Annotated in this window: 9 protein-coding genes and 1 pseudogene; 8 read left to right on the top strand and 2 right to left on the bottom strand. The window is 34.5% G+C overall.

Annotated features, from left to right (window positions below; translation table 11 throughout):
* The 5 genes and pseudogenes from EG240_RS16565 to EG240_RS16560 form a co-directional block, all read left to right on the top strand.
* Window positions 1-213, top strand: a pseudogene (locus EG240_RS16565) (hypothetical protein); the annotation flags it as partial.
* 46 nt (window positions 214-259) lie between these two features.
* Window positions 260-1,126, top strand: coding sequence for a helix-turn-helix domain-containing protein (locus EG240_RS15790; RefSeq protein ID WP_125020295.1), 867 nt, complete (start codon window positions 260-262; stop codon window positions 1,124-1,126).
* Window positions 1,127-1,294: 168 nt separating this feature from the next.
* Window positions 1,295-2,764 (top strand): c-type cytochrome, encoded by a 1,470-nt coding sequence (locus EG240_RS15785; RefSeq protein ID WP_125020294.1) that lies wholly within the window; start codon window positions 1,295-1,297, stop codon window positions 2,762-2,764.
* Window positions 2,748-4,109 (top strand): c-type cytochrome, encoded by a 1,362-nt coding sequence (locus EG240_RS15780; protein WP_235830407.1) that lies wholly within the window; start codon window positions 2,748-2,750, stop codon window positions 4,107-4,109. Before EG240_RS15785 ends, EG240_RS15780 begins: the two co-directional genes overlap by 17 nt.
* Window positions 4,110-4,113: 4 nt before the next feature.
* Window positions 4,114-4,278: a hypothetical protein gene (locus EG240_RS16560; RefSeq protein WP_158612040.1), complete on the top strand. Its 165-nt coding sequence runs from the start codon at window positions 4,114-4,116 to the stop codon at window positions 4,276-4,278.
* A gap of 127 nt (window positions 4,279-4,405) precedes the next feature.
* Here EG240_RS16560 and EG240_RS15775 read toward each other — a convergent pair whose 3' ends face one another.
* Complete coding sequence (locus EG240_RS15775; RefSeq protein WP_125020293.1) at window positions 4,406-4,786, bottom strand: Fur family transcriptional regulator; 381 nt, start codon at window positions 4,784-4,786, stop codon at window positions 4,406-4,408.
* An 18-nt stretch (window positions 4,787-4,804) separates the two neighbouring features.
* On the opposite strand from EG240_RS15775, the gene EG240_RS15770 reads away from it, so the two are divergent.
* The 3 genes from EG240_RS15770 (at window position 4,805) to EG240_RS15760 (ending at window position 7,431) form a co-directional block, all read left to right on the top strand.
* Window positions 4,805-5,209 carry a MerC domain-containing protein gene (locus tag EG240_RS15770; RefSeq protein ID WP_235830406.1) on the top strand — a complete coding sequence of 135 codons (405 nt, stop codon included), beginning with the start codon at window positions 4,805-4,807 and terminating at the stop codon, window positions 5,207-5,209.
* Window positions 5,209-6,414, top strand: a complete 1,206-nt coding sequence (locus EG240_RS15765; RefSeq protein ID WP_125020292.1) for a GTP-binding protein — start codon at window positions 5,209-5,211, stop codon at window positions 6,412-6,414. Before EG240_RS15770 ends, EG240_RS15765 begins: the two co-directional genes overlap by 1 nt.
* 108 nt (window positions 6,415-6,522) lie before the next feature.
* Window positions 6,523-7,431, top strand: coding sequence for an NAD(P)/FAD-dependent oxidoreductase (locus EG240_RS15760; protein WP_203229333.1), 909 nt, complete (start codon window positions 6,523-6,525; stop codon window positions 7,429-7,431).
* Here the strand turns inward: EG240_RS15760 and EG240_RS17120 are convergent.
* Window positions 7,428-7,667, bottom strand: a complete 240-nt coding sequence (locus EG240_RS17120) for a GNAT family N-acetyltransferase (protein WP_158612039.1) — start codon at window positions 7,665-7,667, stop codon at window positions 7,428-7,430. The genes EG240_RS15760 and EG240_RS17120 overlap by 4 nt on opposite strands.
* Window positions 7,668-7,751: the final 84 nt, after the last annotated feature.

Below are 7,751 nucleotides of genomic sequence, written 5' to 3'. Positions count from 1 at the left end.
GAAAAAGAACTTTCTGCTGATGCAGAAAAAGAACAGCAAATACCAAATATTAAAAATAAAGAAATTCATCCTTTATTTCTCCAAGTCATAAATTATAAACCTGTTACGGCTTATATTCAGGCTTTCACTCAGATAGATTATCCTGAATACACCTCCAATTTTATACTCTCAAAATTAGTTTTTTCTGTTTTTCAACCACCCGAGTTTGTTTAATTCTTTATTGAACAAGTTGATTAAAAATAAAAACTAATACAAAATTATGCAAACAGACCGCTTGCCGGTTTGCGATATTGGTTTGTTTGATGATACAACGGATTTCTGGATTGATTCCATTGATAACCTTTTGGGGAAATATTCTTTTTTAGAACATCCTCACGAAAGTACTTTTTATACTTTTCTAATTGTAGAAAAAGGAAGAGGTGAAATTATTATCGATAATAATAAAATCCGTATTGATGATGCTCAGGTATTTATCATTAAACCAAATTGCATTACCGAACTATATTTAAACAGAGAAGCCATTGGAAAAATAATATGCTTTACAGAAGACTTCTTTTCATTAAGGTACAACAATAATGTACTCAATCAATTTTCCTTTTTTAATAGGGAATCTAAAATTGTAATAAGGGTTTCAAACGATAATTTATCTTATCTGAAATCTTTAATATTATTTATGCATAACGAGTTTACCAACAAGAAGAAAGCTTCTAAAAAAGCCCTTCGCTCGTTTCTGAATATTCTACTTATCGAGATAGAACGTTTCTATAATCCATTGAGGAATATGGAATCTAATAATCCGACAAAAGAAAAAGTTCAGAAATTTCAGAAGCTAATAGAGAAGAATTTCAAAACAATGAAGCTTCCATCCGATTATGCTAGAATATTGAATGTGAGCACAAATTATCTGAACAAGATTTGTAAAAAAACTTTAGGAGCGACTTCAGGTGATTTAATCAGAAGACACGTAGTACTTGAAGCACAAAGATTGTTACATTACACCAATTATTCTATTAATGAAATTGCAAACGAATTAGGGTTTGAGCACACTTCTTATTTTGTTACCTTCTTCAGGAAAACGACAAGTCAGACTCCAGAACAATTCAGAAAGAAACGAACAGAAGAATAAAATAATAAATAGCTGAATTGAAAATAGAAATTACGAGACTTTAAAAATTAAATACAAGTCCTTTTTTAATAAAGAAGCAGTATTGTTTAGTTAAACAATCTGCTTTTTTATTTTTCGGTTAATCCTTATCTATAAAGGAAATTTGCCAAAACAAAAACAGAAACGATTATGGATTTTCCTATGTTTCATCTTGATTGGCTAAACAATCGGATGCTTATTGCAGGAATTGCAACACTTCACGTAATTATAAACCACGGTTTGGCAGTCGGTTTTATTCCATTAGTAACCTGGTTAGAACAAAAAGGGCTTAAACGAAGCGGAGCTAATCAAATTACAGATTTAGAATGGGATGAAAAAGTGTATAAAATGATGAAAGTCGCTTTTATAATTACTACGACTATTGGAGCAATGACAGGAGTCGGAATATGGTTTTCAGCTTCTCTAATCAGTCCTTCATCTATAGGTTCTCTGATTCGTGTATTTTATTGGGCTTGGTTTACAGAATGGATTGTATTTGTTACCGAAGTTATTCTGATAATGATTTATTTTCTTACCTGGAAAAACAGTAATAAATCACTCAGAGCAAAAATCCGTCACATACGTTTCGGTTGGTTTTTAAGCTTAGCATCTTGGATTACAATGACAATCATTGTGGCAATTCTGGGTTTTATGATGGATCCTGGAAACTGGAACAGTAATCCGAACCTTATTAATGGTTTTACTAATCCGCTTTACATTCCTCAATTAGCTTTCCGAACACCTATGGCAATGTTAATGGCGGGTGCATTCGGACTATTATTAGCCACAATATTTACAAAATACGGAACACAAATCAGGAAGGATGCTGTAAAATCTATTTCAAAATGGATTATCCTGTGGGCTCCATACACACTTTTCGGAGCAGTTTGGTATTATAAAGCGATTCCTGAAGGAATGACGGCTAATATGAGTACGGCTGTAGGAACTATGGACTTCGCACAATACTACGGTTTACTTAAATATTTCATCATAGGAGGAGTTAGTTTATCGGTTGTAATAGCCGTTATTGGTTTATTTAAGGCAAAAATAATACGTCCGTATATGGTTGTGTTGCCTGTCGTGTTTGCTTTTGCTTTTCTAGGCTTTTTTGAAAGAGTCCGTGAATTTGTCCGAAAACCCTATGTAATTGGTCAGTATATGTATTCAAACCTACTATTGGAAGAAGATATGGTCGTTTATCAGCAGGACGGAATCTTGAAACACGCTACTTATACTTCGGTTAACGAAGTTACAGATGACAACAAACTCGAAGCAGGAAGGAACATATTTATGTTGGCTTGTAGCAGATGCCATACAGGGCAAGGTGTAAACAGTGTAGTAGATGTTTTTGAACGAATGACAGGTACAAAAGATACTTTGAATGTAGCTATAATGGCTGCTTATATGCCGAATATGCATACGGGAAGAAATTATATGCCTCCTTTTCCCGGAAATGAAGCAGAAGCAGAAGCTTTGGCAATTTACATCAGGTATCTTCAGGATTCAGGAGAGTCGATAGAAGGAGTTCAAACCGAAGGTGTAATGATCAACTCAGACTATACGGTTAAGGCAGTAATTAACAAACAAAATAAAACAAACGATTATGAAGATGATAAATAGTTTATTGATTAGCTTACAGACAAACATACCGACACCTGTTCCTAAAGACCTTCCCTTACCATTGCCTTTACCCGAATGGCTTTTGATTATCATTTTGGTGATTTCTTTTTTGGCACATTTGGTTTTTGTCAATCTGATGCTTGGAGGAACATTACTTACACTTTGGTCACAAATAAAAGGATTAAAAGACAAGAAATACGACTTGTTGGCAAAAGAAATTGCAAGTACTATTACTGTAAACAAAAGTATTGCTGTTGTGCTTGGAGTAGCTCCGCTTTTAAGTATAAATGTTCTTTATACTGTTTATTTCTATTCCGCAAATGCTTTGACAGGATTGGCTTGGATAGCTGTGATTCCATTGGTTACCATTGCTTTTTTACTTACCTACCTGCACAAATATACCTGGAAAGTATTTGAGAATAACAAGGCGGTACATATCTCTATTTTAGCCTTGGCAACAGTCATATTGCTATTTATTCCTTTTATTTTCCTGACAAACATCAACCTGATGATGTTTCCCGAAAAATGGGCTGTAGTAAAAGGCTTTTTTAATGCGATGATGCTTCCTAATGTTTTCCCAAGATATTTTCATTTTCTTTTTGCTTCATTGGCAGTTACAGGGTTATTTTTGTTTTGGTATATGAGTCGTAAGAATTATGAATTCGAAAATTTACTTCCCGGATTCACAAGGTATGATATTCAGAGAAAAGGATATTCTTTGGCTCTTATTGCTTCAATCTGCCAAATGCTTATCGGCCCAATAGTATTGCTTACACTTCCCACCAAAGGAATGGGGTGGAATTTAATTCTTGTAATCTTTACAGGAGTTGCAATGGCACTTCCTGCGATGTGGATGATGTGGAAAGGATTACAGGCTTCCAGAGAAAATATCGGGAAGAACTTTTATAAGGTAGTTATACTGATGAGTATTACGGTTGTTTTTATGGGTTCGGGAAGACAGATTTACAGAGCCAATGCGTTGGAACCACATCAAAAATTGGTTAAATTAAGAACCGAAGAATTTCAAAAAATAAAAAAAGAAGCTTTTGTAAAAAGCAGAAGAGCACAAGCAGCAGAAAATTCGGCAGACCTCTCTTTGGCAGATAAAGGTAAAAAAGTATTCAATCAAAACTGTGCAGCATGCCACAAACCTAAAGAAATGCTTGTAGGTCCGCCGGTTACCGAAATGGCTGCCATCTATAAAGACAAAAAAACAGATTTAATCAATTGGATAAAAAAGCCAGGAAAAAAACGCCCTAATGCTCCACAAATGCCCGGTTTTCCTAAAATATCCGATGAAGACATGAGTACTTTAACAGAATATATATTAACCATAAACAATTAAGATTATGAGTACATTTTTAGTGATTTTATCAGTTGTATTGTTTTTTTGGATTATTAAATTATTCGTTGACCTGAACAGCATATCATTACGTTTATCTAAATCGAAAGAATTAAATAACACTAAAAACCCTTTGGATGGAGAATATGAATTCATAAGAGGATTACATTAAAATAAAACCGTCTCGATAACTACTTTTGTCGTAAGAAGTAGCTGTTGTATTTCCATAAATTACAAGAGTCGGTTTGGTAGGAAGGCTCCATACATTTTGATATGGAGCATTTCTTGGTTACAAAAAGTCACAAACAATTTGGGCAGACTCCCGATACCGTAAAATTAACGTTGTGAACCTTGTATTTTTTAGGCAATTTAAAGGAAGGAGCAACCTCTTCAATACAAGTTACTGTATGGCATTGTTCACAGCTAAAATGAATATGGTTATGATGATGTTCAACAGAAGAACAATCGTGGCAGGCGGCATATTTGACCACGCCGTCAATAGTTACAATTTTGTGTACCAAATCTTCGTTTATTAATCGGTCTAATACCCGATAAATTGTGACTCTATCACAAAAACCATCTAATATTTCGTGAATTTCCGAATGGGACAATGCGGTTTTTGAATCAGTTATTACACTAATTATCTTGGTTTTAGATATTGTATTACGACTTTTTTTCATCTTGATAGAATTATTTTAATGCAACTTCGTTGCGATTACAAATATAATACATATTTTTGCAACAGAATTGCATTAGTAAATATTATGAAATCAAAAAATTATGACCTTATAGGAATGTCTGCTGCCTTTTTGTGTATGATACATTGCGTTATATTTCCGTTACTTATTTTTATTCCAATCGGGATTTCGCATAATCCTTATATAGATCTTGCTTTTTTACTATTAGGAATATGGAGTGTTTATAAAACTACAAAAAACAATCACTCGATATTATTAAAATACGTGTTATGGGGTTCGGTTGCTCTTATTTCTTTTTCCGTAATGGTTCACATTCTTTTCCATTGGCACAGCCCAACTATGTATATGGGTGCTGCAGGTCTTATTATCGGACATTTTATCAACTTTAGAAATCACAAACACTAATGAAAAACAACAAACTTCCCGTAACCGTTTTGAGCGGTTTTCTCGGAGCAGGAAAAACTACCTTGCTCAACCACGTTTTGCATAACAAAGACGGACTGAAAGTAGCTGTTATTGTCAATGATATGAGCGAAGTAAACGTGGATGCAAGATTGGTAGAAAACCAAAATACCCTTTCACGAACGGAAGAAAAATTAGTAGAAATGAGTAATGGTTGTATCTGTTGCACCCTACGTGAAGATTTAATGCTTGAAGTTGAAAAGTTAGCCAAAGAAAAACGTTTTGATTACCTGCTGATTGAAAGCACAGGTATTAGTGAACCTATACCTGTTGCACAAACATTCTCATACATCGATGAAGAAAACGGCATAGACCTTTCCCGTTTCAGTTATATAGATACAATGGTAACTGTGGTTGATTGCTATAATTTCTTCAAGGATTTCGGAACAAATGAGCTTCTGCAAGACCGTAATCTGACCGATATGGAGGGGGATTGCCGAACTATTGTAAATCTATTGACCGACCAAATCGAATTCGCCAATGTGATTATCCTGAACAAAACCGATTTAGTTGATAAAGATACTGTTGGATTATTAAAATCTGCTTTATCTAAGCTCAATCCTGGTGCTAAAATAATTACTTCAGAATTTGGAAGAATAGCACCTACAGAAATATTAAATACCAATTTATTTGATTTTGAGGAAGCTCAAAATTCGGCTGGCTGGCAAAAAGAATTAGAAGCAGAAACCCACACACCCGAAACCGAAGAATACGGAATTAGCTCATTTGTATTCCGTAACCAGAAACCATTCCATCCTGAACGTTTCTGGAACTATTTGAATGCGGACTATCCAACCGGAATAATACGTGCAAAAGGCTTGTTTTGGTTAGCATCACGACCTAATGAAGCTCTTAACTTTTCACAGGCAGGCGGTTCATCACGATTGGAACGTGCAGGTGTTTGGTGGTGCAGTATGCCGTTTAGCGAACGTATGCGGTATGCTTCTTTTATTCACAATAAGGATTTAATCGAAGACCGTTGGAGTAAACAATGGGGCGACCGTATGAATGAGCTTGTTTTCATCGGGCAGGACATTGACAAGAAAAAGATGATTGCCAACCTTGAAAAATGTTTGTTGCAGGACAACGAGCAATATTTGTTTGACAAAAATATAAAGTTCAACGACCCTTTTCCAAAAGATATATAAATAATGAGTAATAAAATATCACGCAGAACAATCATAAAACAGGGTGGGTTAGTACTCACCGCTTTGGCAATACCTTTTCCATTAACAGCATTTACAAAATTCAATATTATGACAGACAAAAATCAATTCGATGTAATTATTATAGGTGGCAGTTATGCCGGACTTTCCGCAGCAATGGCTTTAGGGCGTTCGGTAAAAAACGTTTTGATTATCGACAGTGGTAAACCTTGTAACCGCTACACACCACATTCGCACAATTTTATCACGCACGATGGAGCTGTTCCTTCTGAAATTGCAACCAAAGCTAAAGAACAAGTGTTGAATTATAACACAGTAAAATTCTTTAACGGACTTGCTGTTGCAGGAAAAAAAACAAATAATGGCTTTGAAATCCAAACAAAATCTGGTGATAAATTCTCAGGAAAAAAACTTGTATTTGCCACAGGGGTGAAAGATATTTTTCCAAACATAAAAGGTTTTGAAGATTGTTGGGGAAAATCGGTTATTCATTGTCCGTATTGCCACGGTTATGAGTTTAAAGGAGAGAAAACCGCAATAATAGCAAACGGTGACAGAGCTTTTCACGTAGCTTCTTTAGTTAATAATCTAACCAACGAAATCACTATTATAACTACAGGTAAAGCGGAGTTTAAGGAAGAACAATATGCCAAACTGAAAAATCATAAAATTAATATCATTGAAAAAGAAGTAAAAGAAATTAAACACCAAAATGGAACTATTTCAACTTTAATATTTGAAGATGGTTCAGAAGAAAACTTTAATGTAGCTTATGCAGCAATTCCGTTTGAACAACATTGTAAAATTCCCCTAGATTTAGGTTGTGAAACAACAGAAATGGGACACCTAAAAGTAGATATATTTCAAAAAACAACCATTCCTGGCATCTATGCTTGTGGAGATAATTCAAGTCCGATGCGTTCGGTAGCCAATGCAGTATCAACGGGGAATCTTACGGGAGCAATGGTAAATAATGAATTGACTATGGAAGGTTTTTAAACTTTTTTACTTAGTATATGCTGTTGTCCCATAATTCCCTCTACATATTTTTCAGTATCAAAAAAACCTACATTCAGATAAGTATGATATGCATTGATATTCCTGACGTTTACAGATAATACTATTTCATTTATTTCAGGATATTTTTGTTTCAATAAATCTGTAATTAACAATACCGATTTCTTACCTAACCCTTTCCCCTGATAAATTGGGCTTAGGGAAAAAGACCGAAGCAAAATAGCAAATTTGTTATCTGTTTAGTTTAAATTTATCATTGCCTTTATCAAGAATAAAAAAACCAATGGGTTCATCATTATACA

The organism is Paenimyroides tangerinum (assembly GCF_003865405.1).
Classification (GTDB): Bacteria; Bacteroidota; Bacteroidia; order Flavobacteriales; family Flavobacteriaceae; genus Flavobacterium; species Flavobacterium tangerinum.
Note: the sequence above shows the minus strand (reverse complement) of the source record. Positions and strands in the feature narration are given on the sequence as shown.